Source organism: Nonomuraea sp. NPDC003804 (assembly GCF_040610675.1).
Lineage (GTDB): Bacteria > Actinomycetota > Actinomycetes > Streptosporangiales > Streptosporangiaceae > Nonomuraea.
Map to the genome: position 1 here is coordinate 379,972 of NZ_JBEXMT010000002.1, position 21,587 is coordinate 401,558.

Sequence of the window (21,587 nt, forward strand, 5' to 3'; positions counted from 1 at the left end):
CCTGCCGGGACCATCGGGCCGAAAACATCCCCGTGCCTGGGTCCTCGCGGTAGAGCCTGCCCTCTCGCGTCATCAGCGACCGCAGGCCCGGAAGTGGGGGTTAGCGGGAGCGAATCTCCCGGATTAACACAGTGCGGTCGCACTTTCACAGAGCAGTGTACTCGATACCACAACGCAGGCCGAGATTCATTATGTTCCCGAAGTACGCTGCCTCCATGACAGATTCCCCGGGTGTCGTCGATCTTCTCGGCGTGCTGGCCTACGCCGAGCTCACCGCCTTCCTCCGGCTGGCCGAGGACGCGGCCCAACTGGCCCCCACGCTGACCGACCGGGCCGTGCTGGGCGAGCTGGCGGTGGCCGAGTACGCGCACTTCCAGCTCCTGCGCGACAAACTGGTCTCCCTCGGGGTCGATCCTGACAAGGCGATGTCGCCGTTCGTGGACGCGCTGGACGACTGGCACGCCAACACCGCCCCGGGCGACTGGCTGGAGGCGCTGGTCAAGGCGTATGTCGGCACGGGGATCGCGCTCGACTTCTACCGTGAGGCGGCCAGGCACCTCGACCCGTCCATCGCCGGGCTGGTCGACGAGGTGCTGGCCGACCAGGGCCGGTCGGCGTTCGCGGTGGAGCGGGTGCGGTCGGCGGTCGAGGCCGACCCCGCGCTGGCGGGACGGCTGGCGCTGTGGGCGCGCCGGCTGGTCGGCGAGGCGCTCAGCCAGGGGCAGCGGGTGGCGGCGGCGCGTCCCGAGCTGGCCCTGCTCCTGGTCGAGGCGGTGCCCGACGACCAGGCGGAGATCTCCAGGCTGTTCGCGCGGCTGACCGAGGAGCACGGCAAGCGGATGGCGGCGCTGGGCATCTGACGGCCTCGCGGGGCGGGAGCGCCCTGGGCGCCGGGCTTCGCGGTGAGAGAGCTGACCGGGTGCGCGCATCGGGCGGCGCGAGAACGCGGACGGTTGTACCGTGCCAGATATGAGGGCCTCGCGCCGCTACAGCAGCTCTATGACCAGATGTGGACCGAATCGCTGGGCCTCGCGCGCCGTACTCCGGCGGGAGAGCGCGGGCTGCCCCACCGGAGAGCCGAGGCGGGAGCACGTTCCCCGGCGGCGGTGGCCACCCCGATGCCGTCTCGGCCTTCAGGCCCGGGAGCCCCGTCCGCGCCTCTGATGTAAGGCCCTGACGTAGGAAGGGGACCGCCCAGGGGTACGGCGGCGCCCGCCGTACCCCGACTGTCATGGGGCCGCCCTACATGGTGCCGCCGAAGCCCACCGGCCTCGTCTCGTCCTCGCCGATCTCGACGAACCCGATCGAGATCACCGGGACGATGACACGCCTGCCCTTGACGTCGCTGATGGCGAAGACGCCCCGGTCGGCGGCGAGCGCGTTCCGGATCTCCTCCTCGACCTGATCGGCCGACAGGTCGGTCTCCACAACGATTTCGCGGTGTACGGAGCGTACGCCGATCTTGATTTCCATCGTGCTCCTCTTCAGACGGGCCAGCTCATCCCATCGTCACCCGTCACGGGGGAACGGGAAGCACTGATCGCCCCGAGCGAACGCGGTTAAGCCGTACGCGGAAAACCGCTGATGCCGCGCCAGGCGAGCCTGGCCATGAGCTGTTCGGCGGCGTCCTTGGGGATGGAGCCGTGCTGGGTGATCCAGTAGCGGGCGCTGACCTCGGCCATGCCCACGAGCCCGACGCCGAGCAGGTGCGCCTCCTCGCTGGAGCAGCCGGTGTCCTCCTGGATCACCTGGCTGACCATCTCGGCGCACTCGCGCAGCGACCGCTCGACGCGCTGCCGTACGGGGGCGACGTTGCGCAGGTCGGACTCGAAGACGAGCCTGAAGGCCTCACCCTGGCTGGAGACGAAGTCGAAGAAGGCGCGGAAGGTGGCCTGGACGCGGAGTTTGTTCTCGTTGGTGGAGGCCAGGGCATCGCGCACCCTGTTGACCATGTCGTCGACGTGGAGGTCGAGCAGGGCGAGGTACAGCTCCAGCTTGCCGGGGAAGTGCTGGTAGAGCACCGGCTTGCTGACCCCGGCACGGTCGGCGATCTCGTCCATGGCCGCCGCGTGGTAGCCGTTCTCCACGAACACTTCCTGCGCGGCGTTCAGCAGCTGGCGCCGGCGGGCGAGTCGGGGCAGCCGGGTGCCCCGGGGCTTGGCGTCCGGGGTTGCTGTCACGCGGGTCTCCTAGGGGACGGATGCTGTGTGCCCGCACATCCTACGCACGGGTAACCAGGTCAACGGTAGTCATCGTCGTCATCGTCGCCGACGGTGCGGTCCTGTTCGAAGGCGTCGGCCGGGTCCACGTCGAAGGGATGTTCGTGACGGAAGTCGAGATCCTCCTCGCGAAGCGTCCTGAGCTGTTCGGCCGCGTCGGCTTCGGGCACCTCGATCGACAGCGTGGGAGGTACCTCGTTGGAGAGCTCGGCCTCGTTCTGCGACATTCCCATCCCCCTCTCGTTACCGGACGGGTTCCACCTTACGCCTGGCCGAACAGGTCGCCGTGTTGCTCCACCCTGGCCAGCGCATCGGGCGCGGTGAAGACCAGCTCGTCGGGGCTCTCGCAGTCCTCGACCTCCGTCCAGAGCAGCGGGGTGGAGACCGTCGGCTGCGGTCTGGCGCGCAGCGAGTAAGGGGCGACGGTGGTCTTGGCCGGGTTGTTCTGGCTCCAGTCGATGAAGACCTTGCCGGGCCTGAGCTTCTTGGTCATCACGCTGACGACCTGGCGGGGATGTTCCTTCTCCAGGCGCTGGGCGAGCTCGCGGGCGTAGTGGGAGGGCTCGACCCGGTTGTCCCACGCGGCGTACAGCTGCATGCCCTTGTTGCCGCTCGTCTTCGGCCAGGCGGTCAGCCCGTCGGCGGCCAGCGCCTCGCGCAGCAGCACGGCGACCCGGCAGCAGTCGACGATCGTGGCGGGCGGTCCCGGGTCGAGGTCGAGCACCAGCAGGTCGGGCGGGAGCGGCTTGCCGTTCTCGCCGACCTTCCACTGCGGCACGTGCAGTTCGAGCGCGGCCAGGTTGGCGTAGTAGGCGAGCGAGGGGAGGTCCTCGATGACGGCGAAGTCGATGGTCTCGCGGTTCTTGGTGCTGCCCGGCACGGGCAGCGTCACGACGCGCAGCCACGAGGGGGAGTGCTGGGGCGCGTTCTTCTCGAAGAAGAAGCCGTCGTCGACGCCGTTCGGATAGCGCTTCACGGTCAGCGGCCTGTCCCGCAGATGCGGCAGCAGGACGGGGGCGATCCTGGTGTAGTAGTCGATGACCTCGGCCTTGGTGAAGCCGGTCTCGGGGTAGAGCACCTTGTCCAGGTTGCTGAGCGTCAGCCGGCGTCCGTCGACCTTGACGGGAACCTTCACAGGGTCACCTCTGCCGGAAGCTTGTCGGGTCGCAGGCCGCGCCACACCGGGTGCCGCAGCCTGCGGTCGTGGGTCCACATCGTGTAGGCCACCTCCCCGACCAGCTCGGGTCTAACCCATCTGGCGCGTCCCGGTACCTCGCCGGAGAAGGGGCTGTGGGGCACCTCGAGCGGTTCGAGGAGCGCCAGCAGGCGCGCCAGCGCCGCGTCGGTGAACCCGGTGCCCACGTGGCCGACGTAGCCGAAGCCCTCGGCGCCGAACATCCCCAGCAGCAGCGACCCGATGCCGCCGGCGCGCCGTCCCTTGCCCGGTTTCCACCCGCCGATCACCACCTCGGCGCTCTCGTGGTGCTTCACCTTGATCCACCACGGGGAGCGCACCCCCGCGCGGTACGGCGAGTCGAGCCGCTTGGCGATCACGCCTTCGAGCCCCTGCTCCAGCGTCGCGGCCAGCAGGTCGGAGTCACCCGGGAAGCAGGGCGGCGCGCCGATGTCCAGCTCGTCGAGCAGCGCCCTCCGATCCCTGTACGGCACATCGAACAGCGGCCGGCCGCCGAGGTGGAGCAGGTCGAAGGGTAAGAAGGTGACCGGCACCCGGTGCACCAGCGCCGGGCTCGGATCGCTGAGGTGCATCCGCCGCTGTAACCGGGAGAACCACGGCCGCCCGTCGGGGCCGAGCGCCACCAGCTCGCCGTCGACGACGGCCTGGCCGAGCCCGAAGCCCGCCGCCGCCCGGCACACCTCGGGATACCTGCTGGTGTAGTCGGTACCGTGCCGGCCCGTCACCCTGCATCCGCCCGCCGCCAGATGGACGAGGGCCCTGATGCCGTCCCACTTCACCTCCAGCCCGTACTCCTCGCGGTCGGCCGGCAACGGCCCTGGTACGGCGAGCATTGGTTCGATCGGATATGGCATCGGATCGCCCATGAGGGGTATGTGCCCATGAGGACAGCCCGCTATTTCTCCTGGAGTGCCCCATGCGCAGCATCTGGAAAGGTGCGATCTCCTTCGGGCTGGTGACGATCCCGGTCAAGCTCTACTCGGCGACGGAGCAGAAAGACGTCACCTTCCACCAGGTGCACCGCGAGGACGGCGGCAGGATCCGTTACAAGCGCGTGTGCACGGTCGACGGTGAGGAGGTGCCCTACTCCGACATCGCCAAAGGGTACGAGCTGCCCACCGGCGAGATCGTCGTGCTCACCGACGAGGACTTCGAGGACCTGCCGCTCAGCACCTCGCGGCGGATCGACGTGCTGCAGTTCACCCCGGCCGACCAGATCGACCCGATCTACTTCGCCAAGTCCTACTACCTGGAGCCCGACGCGCAGGGCGCCAAGCCGTACGTGCTGCTGCGCGACGCGCTGGAGAACTCCGGACAGGTCGCGGTGGTCAAGGTGGCGCTGCGGCAGCGCGAGTCGCTGGCCACGCTCCGGGTGCGCGAGGGGGTGTTCGTCCTCGAGACGATGCTGTGGCCCGACGAGATCCGCAAGACCGACTTCGGCTTCCTGGAGGAGGACGTGGACGTCCGCCCCCAGGAGCTGAAGATGGCCGAGTCGCTGATCGCCACGATGGTGGCCGACTTCGATCCCGGCGAGTACCGCGACGCCTACCGCGAGGCGCTGCAGCAGGTGATCGAGGCCAAGGTGGCGGGCAAGGAGGTCATCGCCGCTCCCGAGGGCGAGGAGGAGGCGGGCCCGGCCGTCGACCTCATGGCCGCGCTGCGGGCCAGCGTCGAGGCGGCGAAGAAGGAGCGCGGCGCCACCACGAAGAAGGAGCCGAAGAAGAAGGCACGCAAGTCCGCCTAGGGCACTCCATGTCCGTTTCGGGCTGACCACGCGACAAGCGGGTTATCGTCGAGGAAACGGAAGGGGGACGAGCGGTGACCGAACCCATCGCGCGCTGGCCCGGCAGGATGGTCGGCGACGTGCACGTGCGCTCCACGCCTGAGGGCGGCTCCGAGCAGGCCGTCTTCGTGCACGGCCTGGCTGGCTCGGCCACCAACTGGACCGACCTCATGGGAGAGCTGCGCGACCTGGTCACCGGCCACGCCATCGACCTGCCCGGCGCCGGCTACTCGCCCGCGCCCGCCGACGGCGACTACAGCGTCGCCGCCCACGCCGCGGCGGTGATCGGTCTCATGGAGCGGACCGGCCCCGCCCACCTGTTCGGCAACTCGCTCGGCGGGGCCGTCTCGGTGACCGTGGCCGCCACCCGTCCCGACCTGGTTCGCTCGCTCACCCTCATCTCGCCCGCGCTGCCCGACCTGGTCCCCCGGTACGGCCCTGCGCGCGTGGCCGCCTCGGCGACCCCGCGGCTCGGCGAATGGGTGGCCGACCGGCTGCGCTTCGTGCCCGCCGAGCAGCGCGTCAACGCCTCGCTGACCATGTGCTACGCCGACATCTCCCTGGTGCACCCGGTCAGGCTCCGGGAAGCGGTCGAGGAGCTGCGCAGGCGGGACGGCCTGCCGTACGCGGGCAGCGCGCTGATCGGCTCGGCGCGCGGCATCGTCACGGAGTACTTCAGGCGCGGGGAGCGGAACCTGTGGCGGCTGGCGGAGGGGGTGACCGCGCCCACCCTGATCATCCACGGCCGCAAGGACCGGCTCGTCCGGCCCGCCATGGCCAGGCGGGCGCTCAGGGCGTTCCCTCAGGTCAGGCTCGTCCTGCTGCGTGACGCCGGGCACGTCGCCCAGATGGAGGCGCCCGGGGCGGTCGCCGTGGAGGCCCGCCGTCTGATCCGTGAGACGCGATTGGGGAATGCCCCACTGCCGAGCTAGGTTTCAGTGGAGATAGGACCCCTAATCGGGAGCGTAGAACTGTGTCGTTGCCACCTCTGGTCGAGCCGGCCGCCGAGCTGACCGTCGATGAAGTGCGCCGCTACTCGCGCCACCTGATCATTCCCGACGTGGGCATGGCCGGGCAGAAGCGGCTGAAGAACGCCAAGGTGCTGTGTGTGGGCGCGGGCGGCCTCGGCTCGCCGGCGCTGATGTACCTCGCCGCAGCGGGCGTCGGCACGCTGGGCATCATCGACTTCGACGTCGTCGACGAGTCCAATCTCCAGCGTCAGATCATCCACGGTCAGTCCGACGTGGGCCGGCCCAAGGCCGAGAGCGCCGCGGCGACGGTCCGCGAGATCAACCCGCTCGTCGAGGTCGTCATCCACAACACCGCGCTGTCGACCGAGAACGTGATGGAGATCTTCTCCGGCTACGACCTCATCGTCGACGGCACCGACAACTTCGCCACGCGGTACATGGTCAACGACGCGGCGGTGCTGCTGGGCAAGCCGTACGTCTGGGGCTCGATCTACCGCTTCGACGGCCAGGCCAGCGTGTTCTGGGCCGAGCACGGCCCGTGCTACCGCTGCCTCTACCCCGAGCCCCCGCCCCCCGGCATGGTGCCCTCGTGCGCCGAGGGCGGCGTGCTCGGCGTGCTGTGCGCGTCGATCGGCTCGATCCAGGTCAACGAGGCCATCAAGCTGCTCACCGGCATCGGCGACCCGCTCGTCGGGCGGCTGATGATCTACGACGCCCTGGAGATGAAGTACCGCGACGTCAAGGTCCGCAAGGACCCCGAGTGCGTGCTGTGCGGCAAGAACCCGACGGTCACCGCGCTGCTCGACGACTACGAGGCGTTCTGCGGCACGATCTCCGACGAGGCGGCCGAGGCGGCCTCGGGCTCAACGATCACCGCGCAGGAGCTCAAGGCGATGCAGGACGGCGGGGAGAGCATCTTCCTCATCGACGTCCGCGAGCCGAACGAGTACGAGATCGTCTCCATCCCGGGCGCGACGCTGATCCCCAAGGGCGAGTTCCTGAACGGGTCTGCCCTGGAGAAGCTGCCCCAGGACAAGCGCATCGTCCTGCACTGCAAGTCGGGCGCCCGCTCGGCCGAGGCGCTGGCCGTCGTGAAGAACGCCGGCTTCTCCGACGCGGTGCACGTCGGCGGCGGTGTGCTGAGCTGGGTCAAGACCGTCGACCCCAGCCTTCCCACGTACTAGCGGCCGGGCCGCGCGATCGGGGACACCGCGCCGCGGTGTCCCCGATCCCGTTCACGGCACGGTGCGGCCCGACTGGGCGAGCGGCCTCGAGCGCGCTCGCGTGCTTCGACAGCACCAGGTCGCTCACCCCCACCTGATGGCGCACGAAGGAGAACTCCGCCTCCTGCGAGGCCGCGGGCAGCGAGACGATCCGCAGTCTCGCGGGGACGCGTATGACAGGGTTGAGGGGATGTCGCCGGGCGCTCCGCATTAAGGTCGAGTTGTGAGCAACCGACGAGCATGGCCGTCGCTGGTCGTGACGTCCGCGTTGGCGCTGATCTGCGCAATCACCGCGGGCGTCGCGGCGAGCGCGTCCGGCGCGGAGCTCACCAGAGGGCCCACGCAGGCCGAACTCGAGAACGCCGCCAAACGCGAGGTCGCCGAACGGTGGCACAGCTGGCCGGCAGGCAAGATCTTCCCGGCCACCCTGCCCTACATCGCCGAGCAGGGCGGCCAGGAGCGAGCGCGCCGCGTGGGCATCGCCCGCTCGACCGGCTGCGCCGGCGCGGTCGACGCGAAGGCGGCCGCCGCGCTGCGCAAGGCCGGATGCAGGGGCGTGCTCAGGGCCACCTACCTCGACGCGCTGCAGGGCGTCGTGGTGACCGTGGGCGTGGTCGCGCTGCCCGACGAGCTGCGTGCCGTACGGGCCAAGAAGGTCTTTCCCATCTCGGGGCGGCCGGTGCCGGGGCTGCGGCCCGTGGCGTTCGAGGGAACCGTGACCGACCGGTTCACCGCGCAGGGACGCCAGGCAGGCTCCGTACGGCAGGCCGGCCCCTACCTCGTGCTGACGACCGCGGGCCAGGTGGACGGCAGGCCCGCGCGAGCCGTCGGCGAGCAGCGGCCCGCCGTGTTCGCCTTCGCCGCCGACCTCGGCGAGCGCGTGCTCGCCGAGCTGAGCACGCCGCGGGTGCCGCAGTGCGGGGCCAAGGGGTGGCGATGCTGAGGCGGCTGGGCGTCGCCGTGGCGCTGGCCCTGCTGGTGGCGCCGGCCGCGCACGCCGACAGCGTGCGAGACAGCCAGCGGCAGGTGATCGACACGCTGCGGCTGCCGGAGGCGTGGCGGACCAGCAAGGGCGCGGGCGTGCTGGTGGCCGTCCTCGACTCGGGGGTCGATCCCGCCCACCACGACCTGGCCGGTTCGGTGACGGTCGGCGCCGACTTCACCAAGGGCGCCAACCCTCCGAACGTGCAGCCGCTGCGGCTGCACGGCACCTACATGGCCTCCCTCATCGCGGGGCACGGCCACGGGCAGGGCAACGGCGACGGCGTCATCGGCGTCGCCCCGCGCGCCAGGATCCTGTCGGTCAGGGTGATCCTCGAGGACGAGGAGCCGGGGTTCGGCGAGTTCAACACCGCCAAGCGCTACGAGGACGTGGTGGCCAAGGGCATCCGCTACGCCGTCGACCAGGGCGCGCAGGTGGTCAACATGTCGATCTCCAAGGAACTCGCCACCCAGCAGGAGCGCGAAGCGATCCGCTACGCGATCTCCAAGGGCGTCGTGCTGGTGGCGGCGGCGGGCAACGAGGGCGCGCGCAAGCCCGAGGCCAGCGGGTACGCCCCCTACTCCTACCCTGCGGCCTTCCCCGGGGTGGTCTCGGTGGCGGCGACCGACCGCGGGCTGCGCCGGGCGTCGTTCTCCAACTGGAACCCCTCGGTGCTGCTGGCCGCGCCCGGCGTCGACATCCTGGGCGCGGGGCCGGGCAACGAGTACTGGGTGGGCAAGGGCACCTCGCAGGCCAGCGCCCTGGTCTCGGGTGTCGCCGCGCTGATCAAGGCCAGGTATCCGCGGATGTCGCCGGCCCTGGTGTCGCAGGCCATGACGCTGAGCGCGTCCAGGCGCCCGTCCGGGGGCTACGACACGGGCACGGGCTTCGGCGTGGTCGACGCGGCCGGAGCGCTCGCCGAGGCGGGCAGGCTGGCCGGGCACACGCACACGGCCCGGGGGAAGGACGCCTACGATCCGGACCGGCCGCTCGGCAGGGCCGCCGCGCCCGTCCAGGTGATCCACCGGGATCATCGCCGGATCGTGGTCTTCGGTTCCATCGCGGCGGCCGCGGCGGTGGTGGCGCTCGCCGCCGTGCTGGTGATGGCCGCACTGGTCAAGCGGACGCGCAGGGCAGACCATCACCAAGAGGCATGATCCGCGCCCGTAGGGGGACGAATTACCTATGAGAAACGCACAAAAGGGGCCGTCACCGCCAGGGTGAGCTCACGTTTCTCCTGGGCGAGAACCAAGAATGAGTGAGGAGCGGTGGGGGACACGTCAGGGAGGGCACGCAGGCGGCCCGTGTCCGGGCTACCTCGATCGGGACAGCCGGCGCGGAGCGGATCGCCGCTCGGCGCCTCTGTGACCCGGCGCTCCCGCGTGCGCTCGTGGCCCTCGGCCACCGGCCGCAGGGACGGGCAGGCGGCGAAGGACCGGGCCGAGCTCGCGGCGCTGGCCCGCGGCGTCAGGTTCCGCACGATGTTCCTCGGCCTGCTGGGCGCGATCGTGACGTTGTCCGCCGTGGTGGTCCTGCTCGGCACCACGGGCCTGTTCGCCGAGTCCAGGTCGCGCCCGCTGACCGCCGCCGAGCAGACCCGTTACAAGCAGGAGGAGGTCGCCCGGCGCTGGCAGGCGTGGCCTGCCACGGGAGTCTTCCCCGAGGAGGTCGCCTACCAGGGGCTCGACCAGGCCCAGCAGTACGCCAGAAGGGTCGGCATCGCGCCCGAGGCCGGGTGCTCGACGGCGACCGACAGGGCCGTGGCCAGGGTGCTCGAAGAGCACGGCTGCCTGACCGTGCTGCGCGCCACCTACGTCGACCAGAGCGCCATGTTCGTCTTCACCGTGGGCGTCGCGGTGCTGCGGGACGAGGAGTCGAGGGCGGCGGCGACCGAGGAACTGACGATCGACGACCGCGTGGGCGTGCTGCCCGTCGCCTTCCCCGGCACCGTGGCCGAGCGGTTCGGGCTCGACCAGCGCCAGCGCAACGGCTGGGTGGGCGCGGGGCCGTACATCGTCTTCTCCGCCGCCGGCTACGCCGACGGCCGCACCCGCGCCGCCATCCCCGCCGAGGAGATCCTGCACAGCGAGCTGTGGTCCGCGGCCAAGTCCGTGAGCGGCCAGATCGCCTACTTCCTCGCCGAACCGCCCAAGGTTCCGCGCTGCACCCAGGGGAACGCGTGCTGACGGTCGTGCGGTCGCTGCTCGCGGCCATCCTGGTCCTGTACGGCACAGCGGCGCCCCCCGAGCGCGAGCAGCAGCGCTGGGTGCTGACCGCGATCAACGCCGAGCAGGCCTGGCCGGTGAGCAAGGGCGCGGGCGTCACCGTGGCGGTGATCGACAGCGCCGTCGCGCCCGGCACGACCGGCCTCAAGGGCAAGGTCACCGTCGCCCCCGACATGTCGTCGCCGACGCTGGAAACGACAGCGGCCGTCCCCGGCGAGCACGGCACCGCGATGGCGGGGCTGATCGCCGCCTCAGGGGACAGGGGCGGCTTCATCGGGGTCGCCCCTCGGGCCCGGATCCTGTCGGTCCCGATCACCGTGGACGAGACGCTGGGCGGCGACGTCGTCCCGCCCCAGGAGGATCTGCTGATGAGCAGGGAGAGCCCGCTGGCCAGGGCGATCCGTTACTCCGTCGACCACGGCGCCAAGGTCATCAGCATGTCGATCGGCACGTACGGCGTGCAGAGGTCCGAGCGCGAGGCCGTCGCCTACGCCCTGGACAGGGGCGTGGTGCTCGTCGCCGCCGTCGGCAACGACGGCGAGACCGCCTACGCCAGGGCCAACAGCACCTCGTACTGGACCTTCCCGGCCGGCTACCCGGGTGTGATCGGCGTGTCGGCGGTCGACCGGCAGGGCAGGCGGGCCGCCTTCAGCAGCGACAACGCCTCCGTCATGATCGCGGCGCCGGGCGTGGACGTGCCCGTGCTCAGGAAGAACGGCGCGCTCGGCTCCGGCAAGGGCACCAGCGTGGCCGCGGCCCTGGTGGCGGGGGTCGCCGCGCTGGTCAAGTCGCGGTACCCGAACCTGCCGCCCAGCACGGTCACGCAGGCCATCACCAGCAGCGCCCGCGCCCGGCCGTCCGCCGGCTACGACGACAAGGTGGGTTTCGGCGTGGTCGACGCGGCCGCGGCGCTCGACCGGGCGGGAGAGCTGTCCGGCCGGCAGCGCGGCGTGCCCGTGCCCGACGACAAGCATTTCGGCGCGGGGAAGAAGGCGCCGCTGCCCTCCCCGCCGGGGCCGAGCCCGTGGCGGATGTGGCTGTTCGGCTCGGGCGTGGTGATCGGGCTCATCGCCTTCGGCGGCGCCGTCATGCTGCTGAGCCAGCGCAACAAAGGACGATGAAACGGGCTTTTCTGTCATAGATTTCGCAAGGTGCCCCAGGACCTGTGGGGATCATGAGTATGCTCCCGCCTCATGAGCTACGAGCTGCACGTGGAGCGTGAGTCTCCGCTCGCCTTCGCCGAGCTCGCGAGAGCGATAGCGCCCGCCGGGTTCTCGCTGCGCGAACCCGGGGAGATCCTGGCCGGGAACGAGCACCACCCCGTCGCGCGCTGGCGTGACCGCGTCGTCGGCACGCCCGCCTCCGACTGGGACGTCGCCCAGCTCGTCCGGCTGGCCGCGGTCCTCGGCGGCCGGCTGCGCGGCGAGGACGGCGAGCACTACTACCTGCGTGACGGCGTCATCGAGGTCGACGGTGACGCCATCGGCAAACTCGACGAGATCCTCGCCGCAGGGCCCGCCGCGTGGTGACACCGTACGGCGAGCGGGTGCTCGACCTCGTCGAACGCATCCCGCCCGGCCAGGTCATGTCCTACGGCGACATCGCCGAGTATCTCGGTGAGGGCGGGCCGCGGCAGGTGGGCACCGTGATGTCGACGTGGGGCGGCGGCGTGCCGTGGTGGCGCGTCGTGCACGCCGACGGAACCGCCGCATCCGGCCTGGTCGACCGGGCACTGCCGCACTGGCGGGAGGAGGGCACGCCGCTGCGTGGCGAACGCGTGGACATGCGCGATGCCCGATGGCTGCCTACAGAGGACTTTCAGGAACCAACTGACCTGGCATGACACCCTTTTTGCGGATTTACGGTATGTGACGCGCATTACCATAGCGAGGGACTGCCCACCGTTCCCGGGTCCGAAAGGCGGTGCCCTTCATGGCCACCCCAACCGGCGATGTCGTCGCCGAGCGCCTGAAGGTTGTCCAGGACCTCTGTGACCGGGGGGAGCCGCTCGACGCGATCATGCGGACCGTCCGGGCAGGAGGCCTGCCGGCCACCGAACGACGCGCGTTCGACGCCGCGGTGCTCAGCGGCTCGCTCGGGCCGCGCTTCGACCAGGCCGTCAAGCGCGGCGCCGCCCGCAGGCGCGAGCTGGTCAACCTGTTCAAGCCCTACCTGGCCGAGGTCGACGCCGAGGTCAAGCGCGCACTGCCCGTCGAGCGCCGCCTCGCCTACCACCTCGTCGAGCACCGTCCCGACGAGGAGCTGATCGACGGCGACACCCTCACCAAGGTCGTCACGGCCGCCGCCGAGCCGTCCAAGCGCATCCGCAGGGGCCTGCGCTGGTACGCCGACCTGCCGTTCGCCGACGAGCTGCCCGCCGACCTCTACCGCCTGCGCCGCTCCGACCTGGTGCCGGTCACCCAGATCGACGACATCGTCTGGGAGAACGGCCGGCTGCGCGTCGACGGCTACGCCTACCTGGCCGGCCTGTCCGTGCGCAGCCGCCGCTTCAACCGGGCCACCGTCGTGCTGCGCGGTCCCCGCTGGCTGCCGCCCGTCCGCATGCGCACCCGCCGCACGCTCGCCCCCGAGGCCACCCACGCCGCGCGCGAGCCGGGCTGCAACTACGACTGGTCCGGCTTCACCGCCACCCTCAGCCCGTGGCCGCTGCGCTGGCGCGCCTCGCTGCGTGCCGTCGTGTCGGCGGTGCGGCGCAAGATGCGCCACCGGCCCGCCGTCCAGGACACCACCACCTGGCGGGCCGAGATCGTCTTCTGGTCGCGCGGCGCGCGGGCCACCGGCCTGCTGCGCGGCGCCTCGCTCGGCAGGACCGAACGGCCCGCCGGGCTGCGCGTCAAGCCGCGCTGGTGGGTGCGTCCCGTGTGGACCTCCGACCGGGCGCTCCAGGTCGTGCTCCAGCCGAACCGGGCCGAGCTGACCGGGGTCCGGCTCGACGGCGAGCGTCTCGAACTGACCGTCTTCCTGCCCGGACGCACCTGCACCAAGGGCCACGCCAGGCTGGGCGGCCACCGCATGGCGGCCGAGTTCCACCCCGTCGAGGGCGGCACCAACGTCACCGTGGCGCTGGCCGTACCGGCTCTGCTGCAGGAGAAGGACGGCCGGCGGCTGTGGGTCGAGCCCAAGGGCGACCCGGCGGCCTCGGTCATGCTCGGCGACTCCCTGGAGGAGACCAGGGCCACCGTCGGCGACAGGGAGATCACTGTGCTCGGCGACCGCCGCGACCGCGTCGTCGTCTCCGCACACCGGATCAGGCCCGTCATCACCTCCGCCACCTGGGACGGACCCGTCCTCGAACTGCGCGGCGAGTACCCGGACGCCGAAGGGCCCCGCCGCCTGTCCATGCGGCACCGCTCGGGGCTGATGTTCCACGCGGACATGACCCGCACGGGCCACCAGTTCACGGTACGGCTGACGCCGTCGGAGACGGAGCGGTTCGGCGAGCGGATCCCGATGCCCTCCGGCACCTGGAACCTGTCCGTGCGCCACCCCACGGGCGAGATCGTCCCCGCGCGCATGGCCCACGGCGCGCTGCCCACCCTCGACGAGACGTGGCACTCCTTCTCCGGACGCGGCTACCGGTTCGTCTCCACCCGCTTCGACGTGCCCGTGCTGATGGCCGAGGAGACCCGGCCGGCCGACGAGAAGGGCGTGGCAGGCACCCACGTGCTGCGCCGCGTGTTCTACCCGGCCCAGCGCGGCGAGCCGATCCAGGAGGCGACCGTCTACGTCGTCAACGACGGCCGCCACTACGCCGACAGCGTCCGCGCCATCTACGAGGAGCGGCTGCGCCGCGGCGACGACCGCGAGCACATCTGGATCGTCAAGGACGGCGCCTTCGTCCCGCCCGGCCCCGCCACCGTCGTCCGCGCGGGCAGCAGGGAGCATCACGCCGCGCTGGCACGTTCCCGACACATCGTGACCAACGCCTTCCTGCCCGCCTGGTTCAGGGCGCGCGAGGACCAGGTGGTCCTGCAGACCTGGCACGGCACGCCGGCCAAGCGCATCGGCAACGACCTGCCCCACATGTCGCGCGACCCGCGCCCGCCCGTCTGGCACCGGCAGGCCGCCGAGGTCCGCGGCTGGGACGTGCTGCTGTCGCAGTCGCCGTGGGCCACGCCCGTCCTGCGGGAGGCGTTCGGCTACAAGGGTGAGGTGCTGGAGAGCGGGCTGCCGCGCAACGACGTCCTCACCTCACCCGACAGGGAGGTTCTCGCGGCGGCCATACGGCGGCGCCTCGGCCTGGCCGAGGGCAAGAAGGTCGTGCTGTACGCGCCCACCTGGCGCGACTACGACAGGAAGAACAGCGCCATCAAGCTGGACCTGTCGCTGGCCAGGGCCGAACTCGGAGCCGACCACGAACTCCTGGTGAGGGCGCACCCGATGCAGGCCATGCCGGTCGTGCCCGCGGACGTCGCCCACGACGTCACCACCTACCCCGACATGTCCGACCTGCTGCTGGTGGCGGACGTGCTGGTCACGGACTACTCCTCGTCGATGTTCGACTTCGTGGCCACCGGGCGGCCGATCGTGTTCCTCGCCTACGACCTGGACAAGTACGCGGCGAAGCGCGGGCTGTACCTGGACCTCGCCGAGCAGGCACCCGGACCGGTGCTGTCGCGGTCGGCCGAGGTGGTGGAGGCGCTGCGGTCGATCGACACGGTGGCGGCGGCGCACGCTGACCGGTACGAGGCGTTCAGGGCCACGTACGCCCCCCGCGACGACGGCAAGGCCACGGCCCGCGTCGTCGACCACCTGTTCTCGTAGGGTTCTCGCGGAAGGGCCTTGGGCACGCGCCCGGGCCCTTCGCGCGTTCCTCCACCGTGTGACATCGCGGATGCGCGACGGCGGCGTCAGTCCCGCAGGTTGTGGAGCGCCTGCCGGGCCGCGGCGAGCGCCTCCTCGTCAGAGGCCCCCGCCTGCCGGGCGGCCTTCGCGAATTCCTCGGCCGCCGCCGCGAGGCGCAGCCGCAGTTGGTCCGCCGTACCGGAGATGACGGCCGTACGGCCGCGCCGCAGTTCAACCAGGCCCTCGTCGCGTAGCTGCTGATAGCCCCGCAGGACGGTGTGCAGGTTGATGCCGAGGGTGGCGGCCACGTTGCGCGCTGAGGGCAACCGGTCTCCGGGCCCCGCCGTACCGCCGGCCAGCGCCGCGCGTACGGCGCCCGCCACCTGGTCCGCCAGCGGCTGGGCCGACGAGAAATCCACCGTGATCAGCATGAGCCCGTCTCTCCGCGTCGTTGCCTGGTGAGCCAGCCGTTGACCAGCGCGGCCGCCGTGTCCGCCTCCGGGGTGGAGTACACGAACGAACGGTCGTCGGCGAGCGAGAGCACCAGCACCGGCCCTCTACCGCTGACGGCCCCCCAGCCATGCTCCCGGTCGTCCAGCTTGTAGCGGCCGGCGGGGGCCTCGGGCCTGGCCTCGGCAAAGCGTATCCGCGCCCACGGGACGGTGCGGCGCAGCCGCAGCCAGGGCAACGTCATCGTGACACCGGAGCCGTCGATCTGCAGACGGGTACGCGCCTGCGCCGTCTCCACCACCATCCACAACGCCAGCAGGGCCACGCCGAGCCACCCGGTGTACGCCTGGACGGCCACCCACACGGCCGCGGCCGCCAGCAGAGCGCCGATCAGCAGGCTGCGGACCGACCAGGCGGAGGTCACGAACATCACCCGCTGCCACGGGCCGATCGCCATGGCGTTCACGTGCGGGGGCGGGGCGCTCCTGGCCTCGGGGTGCGCCGGCGACGGGCCCGCCGCCATCCATCCGAGCGCGAAGGCCCCCAGGGTCCCCGCGATCTCGACCGTCACGGGCCGGCCCGGCGGCGCCGCGTCCCCGAGGACGTCGACCAGCCCCAGCGACCAGGTCATGAAGGCCACGGGGATCGTGAGACCGACCACGAAGCCGATCGCCACCAGGAGGCGCTGCACCACGGGCACCCGCCAGTAACGCAGGAACGTGATGACGAGCAACGCCTCCATCCACACCATCACGCCGAAGACCGGCTGCGCGGACCAGTCCCGCCAGGTGAACTCGATCCTGGTGTCGAAGCTCCAGTGGTTGACCGTGACCCGATCGGGCAGGCGCTCGCCGAGCAGACCGACGAGGAGTACGGGGACGATGAACACCAGCAGTGGACCGAGCACCGTCAGGATCAGGCGGCGAGGACGCCGCCGCGCGGCGAAGTCCGTGGATGGGGACACCGGCCACCTCCAAGTGTTTGTTTTTGACTATAACACTGCTAACAGTTCGGCAAGCGGAACGGACCGGTGCGGACTCGGGGCGTCAACTTCCCCGACAAAGTGCTCATTCGGTGAGCACTTTGCGGCGGAGGATGGGACCTGTCACGGATCGAGGGAAAGGGCCCACCCATGTCGCGAGCACCCATCACCAGCAGCGCCGGCGACCCCGAGCGGGCGATGCTCTTCGCGGACGCCGCAGGGTGGGAGACGTGGCTGGCCGAGCATCACGACGCCGGTGGCGGGGTCTGGCTGAAGATCGCCAAGAAGGGGTCGCCCGTCGCCTCGGTCACGATCGCGCAGGCGCTGGAGGTCGCGCTGTGCTACGGCTGGATCGACAGCCGGCGCAAGTCCTGTGACGAGCACGTCTACCTGCAGCGGTACTCGCGCCGCAGGAAGGGCAGCCCCTGGTCGCGGGTGAACGTCGAGCACGTGGAGCGGTTGACCGCCGCGGGGCGCATGCGTCCGCCCGGTCTCGCGGAGGTCGCCACGGCCCGGGCGGACGGCCGCTGGGAGGCGGCGTACACCGCGCAGCGCGACGTCACCGTCCCGCCCGACCTGGCCGAGGCGCTGGCGGCGCAACCGGAGGCCGCCGCCCGGTTCGAGGCGCTCGACAAGACCGGCCGGTACCTGCTGATCCTCCCGCTGCTCAAGGCCAGGACGCAGGCCGGGCGGGCCGTTCGCCTGGGGAAGGCGATCGCCGGCCTGCTGGGGCCCGGCAGTCAGCTGTCGGCGAGCGACTGATCACCGGGCGACCGGGCGACCGGGCGACCGGGCCACGGCGGGCGGCCGGTCGCGCGGTGATGCGCCTGACGTGGCATGCGGGAAACGGCTCGGGTGAAGAGCGTGCGGCGACCGGCGGGTGCCGGCCTGCCGCCGCCCGGCGCAACAGGGAATGCGCCGGGCGTTCCGCGGGTTGGAGGCATCTAGTTTAAGTTTCAATTAGATCGGGGCTCGTCGTGAACATGGGACACATCCTGATGCTGCTCGTGGGCGTGCTGGTCGTCGGCGGCATGGGCGCCGCGCTGATCGCGCTCGTCCACTCCGGGGTCCGCGCCGGCGAGTGGCCCGTGGAGAACAGGCGTCGCGTCGTCTGGCGCGGTTTCGTCGTCCGTTGAGGCCCGCGGCAGCCGCATGCCGGTCAGCAGGACGCCGCGCGCCTTGCGGTGGTGAGACGGGCGTGCCCACGGTCGTGCCGCCGCCCGCCTGACCCGGCGACGACCGCGCATGGCTCGATCAGCCGGAGGCTCGCGCGCGGAAGGCGGCGGCCTTGGCCCGGTTGCCGCATCCGCGCATGTCGCACCACCGCCGCGTGCGCCGGTGCGAGGTGTCCACGTACAGCCGGGTGCAGGGGGCGGCCTCGCACTCCCTGACGCTCGCCGCCTGGGCCCCGCCGAGCAGGTCGATCGCCGCCCTGGCGGCGGCGGCGAGGGCGGCGGCCACGTCTCCCGCGCGCGCCACGCCCCCGGACGGGAGCAGCCGCACGTCCGGGAGTCGCCCCCCGGCGGCCTGGTTGACCAGGTCGAGGTCGGCGGGCTCGAACCCGGCGCCGAGCCGTACGGCCGAAGCCAGCCGGTAGATCGCCTCGCGCAGTGCCCAGGCCCGCGCCAGGTCGTCCGCGTCCGCGGCGGGCGGGGCGTCCAGCAGCCCGGCGGCGACCGTCCACCGGGCCAGGTCGGCGGGCGTGCTCAGCAGGTCGACGCGCTCGTTGCGCCGGTGGCCGACCGTCCCGGCGAGGTCGAGGCCCAGGTTCCCGCTGACGAAGGTGAACTCCACGAACGCCATAGTAACCGACTTGACAGGTTAGTTTGTGGCCTGCCACGGTCAGATAACCGCCTTTGCCGGTTATTACAGGGGAGTTGATCGTGCCAGGACCCAACCACCGATGGATCGTCCTGTCGCTGGGCGTCGCCGCGCAGGCGAGCTTCTCGGCGATGTTCTCCGGGCTGCCGGTCACGGGGGTCACGATGCGCGCCGACTACCACCTCTCGACCGGCCGGCTCGGACTGGTTCTGGGCGGCCTGGGGCTCGGCGTGGCGATCTCCGAGATCGGGTGGGGACTGCTGACCGACAGGTACGGTGACCGCCGGATCTTGCTCACCGGCCTCCTCTCGACGGGGGCGCTCATGACGGTGATGGCGCTGGTCCCCCTCCGCTCCGTGGCGGCGCTGGCCGCCTGCATGGTGGCCGCGGGGGCGCTGGGCGGCAGCGTCAACGGCTCCTCGGGACGGGCGGTCATGACCTGGTTCGCCGACGGGCAACGCGGCTTCGCCATGAGCGTGCGGCAGACGGCGATCCCCGTCGGCGGCGCGGTCGGGGTCGCCCTGCTGCCGTGGCTGGCCGAGGCCCACGGCTTCGCGCTGGTCTACGGCGTGCTGGCCGGGTTCTTCGCGCTCACCGCGGCCGCCACGTGGCGCTGGCTGCCCGCCGCCGAGGTCGCCGCCGTCGTGCGCGAGCGGTCCGCCTCCCCGCTTCGCCGCTGGGACGTCTGGCGTTTCGCGCTGGCCGGCGGGCTGCTGACGGTGCCGCAGTTCGCCGTGCTGGCCTTCTCCGCGATCTTCCTGCACGACGTCAAGGGCGAGGGCGTGGCGCTGGCCGGCCTGGTCGTGCTGATCGCGCAGCTCGGTGGGGGCGCGGCCCGGGTGTGGACGGGACGGCTCAGCGACCGCGGCGGCGACCGCCGTACCATGATCAAGGGGATCGGCGTGCTCATCGCGGTGGTCATGGCGGGCGCCGCCGTCCTCACCCACGCGCCCACCCCGCTGACCGTCGCCGCCCTCGCGCTGGGCGGGTTGCTGGCCAACGCGTGGCACGGCGTCGCCTACACCGAGATCGCCGTCATGGCGGGTCCGGGACGCGAGGGCGCGGCCCTCGGCCTGGAGGGCACCACGCTCTTCGCCGCCGGCTTCCTCACTCCCGTCCTGATCCCGGTCGTGCTGGCCGCGACGTCGTCGTGGACCGTCGTCTGGGCACTCGCGGCCCTGGCGCCGCTCCTGGCCGTACCGCTCATTCCCGGCTCCCCGAGGCGGATGGCGGCGGCCGAGGCGCCGGCGGCCTGAAAAGAACATGCCCACCAGGGGGCCAGTCGGTACGGTTGCCGAAATGACCCCCATTTTCCGGCTTTGCGATGAATACGTCACCAGAGCGGCCCGGCTCGACCCCATCGACGCCCTCTACCTCGGAATCACCGGCGACTTCGCCGTGGCCACCGACTACAGCCCCGAGGGACACACCGCCAGGCACGAGCTGACCAGGTCCACGCTGGCCGAGCTCGACACCCTCAGGCCCACCTCGGCCGACGACCGCCGCGCCGCCGACCACCTGCGCGAACGCCTGCAGGCGCAGGCCGCGTGGTTCGAGACCGGCGAGCAGTACCGCGACCTGCGCAGCCCCTTCGGCATGCTCTCCTCGGTGCGGGACAGCGTTGACCTGCTGTCCACCGGCGACGACGACAAGTGGCGCGCGGTGGCCGCGCACCTGGCCGCGGTGCCGGAGATGCTGGCGAGCTGGCGGGCCTCGCTCGACGAAGGTCTGCGCAGGGGACTGGTGGCGGCACGACGGCAGGCGGTGGAGGGCGCGGCCCAGGCCGAGCAGTACGCGGGCACGCACGACGACCTGGTCGCCGCCTACGGCGACGGTCGCCTGGCCGGCGAGCTGGCCAAGGCCGCCGCCCAGGCACACCAGGGCTACGCGGACGCGGCCCGCTACCTCCTGCGGGAGTACGCGCCACGGGCCGCCGAGCACGACGGCGTCGGCCCCGAGCGCTACGCCGTCGCCGCCCGGCAGAACCTCGGCGCCGACATCGACCCGCTCGACGCCTACGAGTGGGGCTGGGCCGAACTGCGCAGGATCGAAGAGGAGATGGCCGAGGAGGCCCACGCCATCCTGCCCGGCGCGAGCGTCGACGAGGCGATCGCGCACCTCAACGAGACGCAGTACGTCGAGGGCGCCGAGGCCTTCCACGCCTGGCTCAGGGACAGGCACGACTTCGCCGTCGAGGCGCTGCACGGCACCCACTTCGACATCGTCGAGCCGCTGCGCACGGTCGACGTGAAGCTGCTGCCCGGCTCGACGGCCGGCGCGCCGTACTACACGGGGCCGAGCGAGGACCTGACGCGCCCCGGCCGCACCTGGTGGCCGGTGGGCGGGCGGGAGCGGTTCGCCACGTGGAACGAGCTGTCGGTCGTCTTCCATGAGGGCGTCCCCGGACACCACCTGCAGATCGGCGCGGTCGCCGTGGCGGGTGACCGGATGTCGCGCTTCTCGAAGTTCTCCTGGGTCAGCGGGCACGGCGAGGGCTGGGCGCTGTACGCCGAGCGGCTGGCCGACGAGCTGGGCTGGCACACCGAGCCGGGCACCCGCATGGGCATGCTGGCCGAATCGGCCCTCAGGGCCGCGCGCGTCGTGATCGACATCGGCGTCCACCTGGACCTGCCGCTGCCCGACGGCTCCCGGTGGAGCTTCGAGAAGGCCTGCGAGACGCTGCGTGACCGTGGCCGCGCGCTGCCGCACAGCGTCCACGCCGAGATCGTCAGGTACTTCGGCTGGCCCGCGCAGGCGATCAGCTACAAGCTGGGCGAGCGGGCGTGGCTGGAGGCGCGTGCCGAGGCCGCCCGCAAGCCGGGCTTCGACCTGAAGCAGTGGCACACCGCCGCCCTCAACCTGGGCCCGATCGGCCTGGGCAACCTCAGCGCCGCACTCCGCGAGATCTGACGTAGGGGAAACGGAGGGGA

The 21,587-nt window shown here is 71.7% G+C and carries 23 protein-coding genes; 15 read left to right on the plus strand and 8 right to left on the minus strand.

Going from position 1 to position 21,587, the window contains the following annotated elements; translation table 11 throughout:
* Nucleotides 1-215: 215 nt before the first annotated feature.
* Nucleotides 216-860, plus strand: coding sequence for a ferritin-like fold-containing protein (locus tag ABZX22_RS04010; RefSeq protein ID WP_354905890.1), 645 nt, complete (start codon nucleotides 216-218; stop codon nucleotides 858-860).
* 382 nt (nucleotides 861-1,242) lie between these two features.
* On the opposite strand, the gene ABZX22_RS04015 is transcribed toward ABZX22_RS04010, so the two are convergent.
* From ABZX22_RS04015 to ligD (ABZX22_RS04035), 5 genes are all read right to left on the minus strand, one after another.
* On the minus strand, nucleotides 1,243-1,473 hold the full coding sequence (locus ABZX22_RS04015) for a DUF3107 domain-containing protein (protein WP_354905892.1): 231 nt from the start codon (nucleotides 1,471-1,473) through the stop codon (nucleotides 1,243-1,245).
* An 86-nt stretch (nucleotides 1,474-1,559) separates the two neighbouring features.
* Entirely contained in the window at nucleotides 1,560-2,180 is a 621-nt protein-coding gene (locus tag ABZX22_RS04020; RefSeq protein WP_354905894.1) for a TetR/AcrR family transcriptional regulator, read from the minus strand.
* Between the two features lie 59 nt (nucleotides 2,181-2,239).
* Nucleotides 2,240-2,452, minus strand: coding sequence for a hypothetical protein (locus ABZX22_RS04025; RefSeq protein ID WP_354905895.1), 213 nt, complete (start codon nucleotides 2,450-2,452; stop codon nucleotides 2,240-2,242).
* A gap of 29 nt (nucleotides 2,453-2,481) precedes the next feature.
* The gene (gene ligD, locus ABZX22_RS04030; RefSeq protein WP_354905897.1) at nucleotides 2,482-3,354 is read right to left on the minus strand and encodes a non-homologous end-joining DNA ligase; all 873 of its coding nucleotides are present in this window, start codon (nucleotides 3,352-3,354) and stop codon (nucleotides 2,482-2,484) included.
* Complete coding sequence (ligD, locus tag ABZX22_RS04035) at nucleotides 3,351-4,247, minus strand: non-homologous end-joining DNA ligase (protein ID WP_354905899.1); 897 nt, start codon at nucleotides 4,245-4,247, stop codon at nucleotides 3,351-3,353. Before ligD (ABZX22_RS04035) ends, ligD (ABZX22_RS04030) begins: the two co-directional genes overlap by 4 nt.
* A gap of 83 nt (nucleotides 4,248-4,330) precedes the next feature.
* Between ligD (ABZX22_RS04035) and ABZX22_RS04040 the strand changes: the two genes are divergently transcribed.
* The 10 genes from ABZX22_RS04040 to ABZX22_RS04085 all read left to right on the plus strand — a co-directional run bounded on the left by ABZX22_RS04040 (nucleotide 4,331) and on the right by ABZX22_RS04085 (nucleotide 15,383).
* Nucleotides 4,331-5,158, plus strand: a complete 828-nt coding sequence (locus ABZX22_RS04040; RefSeq protein WP_354905900.1) for a Ku protein — start codon at nucleotides 4,331-4,333, stop codon at nucleotides 5,156-5,158.
* A 74-nt stretch (nucleotides 5,159-5,232) separates the two neighbouring features.
* The gene (locus tag ABZX22_RS04045) at nucleotides 5,233-6,129 is read left to right on the plus strand and encodes an alpha/beta fold hydrolase (protein ID WP_354905901.1); all 897 of its coding nucleotides are present in this window, start codon (nucleotides 5,233-5,235) and stop codon (nucleotides 6,127-6,129) included.
* A gap of 41 nt (nucleotides 6,130-6,170) precedes the next feature.
* On the plus strand, nucleotides 6,171-7,352 hold the full coding sequence (gene moeZ / locus ABZX22_RS04050) for an adenylyltransferase/sulfurtransferase MoeZ (RefSeq protein WP_354905902.1): 1,182 nt from the start codon (nucleotides 6,171-6,173) through the stop codon (nucleotides 7,350-7,352).
* Between the two features lie 262 nt (nucleotides 7,353-7,614).
* The gene (locus tag ABZX22_RS04055; protein WP_354905903.1) at nucleotides 7,615-8,334 is read left to right on the plus strand and encodes a hypothetical protein; all 720 of its coding nucleotides are present in this window, start codon (nucleotides 7,615-7,617) and stop codon (nucleotides 8,332-8,334) included.
* A complete protein-coding gene (locus ABZX22_RS04060; protein ID WP_354905904.1) occupies nucleotides 8,328-9,530 on the plus strand; it encodes a S8 family serine peptidase in 1,203 nt (400 codons plus the stop codon). The genes ABZX22_RS04055 and ABZX22_RS04060 overlap by 7 nt, the downstream gene beginning before the upstream one ends.
* Before the next feature lie 207 nt (nucleotides 9,531-9,737).
* The gene (locus ABZX22_RS04065) at nucleotides 9,738-10,559 is read left to right on the plus strand and encodes a hypothetical protein (RefSeq protein ID WP_354905906.1); all 822 of its coding nucleotides are present in this window, start codon (nucleotides 9,738-9,740) and stop codon (nucleotides 10,557-10,559) included.
* Nucleotides 10,553-11,719, plus strand: coding sequence for a S8 family serine peptidase (locus ABZX22_RS04070; protein WP_354905907.1), 1,167 nt, complete (start codon nucleotides 10,553-10,555; stop codon nucleotides 11,717-11,719). The genes ABZX22_RS04065 and ABZX22_RS04070 overlap by 7 nt, the downstream gene beginning before the upstream one ends.
* A gap of 72 nt (nucleotides 11,720-11,791) precedes the next feature.
* The gene (locus ABZX22_RS04075; protein ID WP_354905909.1) at nucleotides 11,792-12,127 is read left to right on the plus strand and encodes a hypothetical protein; all 336 of its coding nucleotides are present in this window, start codon (nucleotides 11,792-11,794) and stop codon (nucleotides 12,125-12,127) included.
* Nucleotides 12,121-12,441, plus strand: coding sequence for an MGMT family protein (locus tag ABZX22_RS04080; RefSeq protein ID WP_354905911.1), 321 nt, complete (start codon nucleotides 12,121-12,123; stop codon nucleotides 12,439-12,441). The genes ABZX22_RS04075 and ABZX22_RS04080 overlap by 7 nt, the downstream gene beginning before the upstream one ends.
* 89 nt (nucleotides 12,442-12,530) lie before the next feature.
* Nucleotides 12,531-15,383: a CDP-glycerol glycerophosphotransferase family protein gene (locus tag ABZX22_RS04085; protein WP_354905912.1), complete on the plus strand. Its 2,853-nt coding sequence runs from the start codon at nucleotides 12,531-12,533 to the stop codon at nucleotides 15,381-15,383.
* 86 nt (nucleotides 15,384-15,469) lie between these two features.
* Here ABZX22_RS04085 and ABZX22_RS04090 read toward each other — a convergent pair whose 3' ends face one another.
* Nucleotides 15,470-15,835: a GntR family transcriptional regulator gene (locus ABZX22_RS04090; protein WP_354905913.1), complete on the minus strand. Its 366-nt coding sequence runs from the start codon at nucleotides 15,833-15,835 to the stop codon at nucleotides 15,470-15,472.
* On the minus strand, nucleotides 15,829-16,818 hold the full coding sequence (locus ABZX22_RS04095; RefSeq protein WP_354905914.1) for a hypothetical protein: 990 nt from the start codon (nucleotides 16,816-16,818) through the stop codon (nucleotides 15,829-15,831). The genes ABZX22_RS04090 and ABZX22_RS04095 overlap by 7 nt, the downstream gene beginning before the upstream one ends.
* A 168-nt stretch (nucleotides 16,819-16,986) precedes the next feature.
* Here ABZX22_RS04095 and ABZX22_RS04100 point away from each other — a divergent pair, with 168 nt between their 5' ends.
* Complete coding sequence (locus ABZX22_RS04100) at nucleotides 16,987-17,598, plus strand: YdeI/OmpD-associated family protein (protein ID WP_354905915.1); 612 nt, start codon at nucleotides 16,987-16,989, stop codon at nucleotides 17,596-17,598.
* A gap of 221 nt (nucleotides 17,599-17,819) precedes the next feature.
* Nucleotides 17,820-17,972 (plus strand): hypothetical protein, encoded by a 153-nt coding sequence (locus ABZX22_RS04105; protein WP_354905916.1) that lies wholly within the window; start codon nucleotides 17,820-17,822, stop codon nucleotides 17,970-17,972.
* Between the two features lie 118 nt (nucleotides 17,973-18,090).
* Here the strand turns inward: ABZX22_RS04105 and ABZX22_RS04110 are convergent, their stop codons facing one another.
* Nucleotides 18,091-18,630, minus strand: coding sequence for an ABATE domain-containing protein (locus tag ABZX22_RS04110; RefSeq protein ID WP_354905918.1), 540 nt, complete (start codon nucleotides 18,628-18,630; stop codon nucleotides 18,091-18,093).
* Between the two features lie 89 nt (nucleotides 18,631-18,719).
* Between ABZX22_RS04110 and ABZX22_RS04115 the strand changes: the two genes are divergently transcribed.
* Nucleotides 18,720-19,913 (plus strand): MFS transporter, encoded by a 1,194-nt coding sequence (locus tag ABZX22_RS04115; protein ID WP_354905919.1) that lies wholly within the window; start codon nucleotides 18,720-18,722, stop codon nucleotides 19,911-19,913.
* Nucleotides 19,914-19,956: 43 nt separating this feature from the next.
* The gene (locus ABZX22_RS04120) at nucleotides 19,957-21,567 is read left to right on the plus strand and encodes a DUF885 domain-containing protein (protein WP_354905920.1); all 1,611 of its coding nucleotides are present in this window, start codon (nucleotides 19,957-19,959) and stop codon (nucleotides 21,565-21,567) included.
* Nucleotides 21,568-21,587 lie beyond the last annotated feature (20 nt).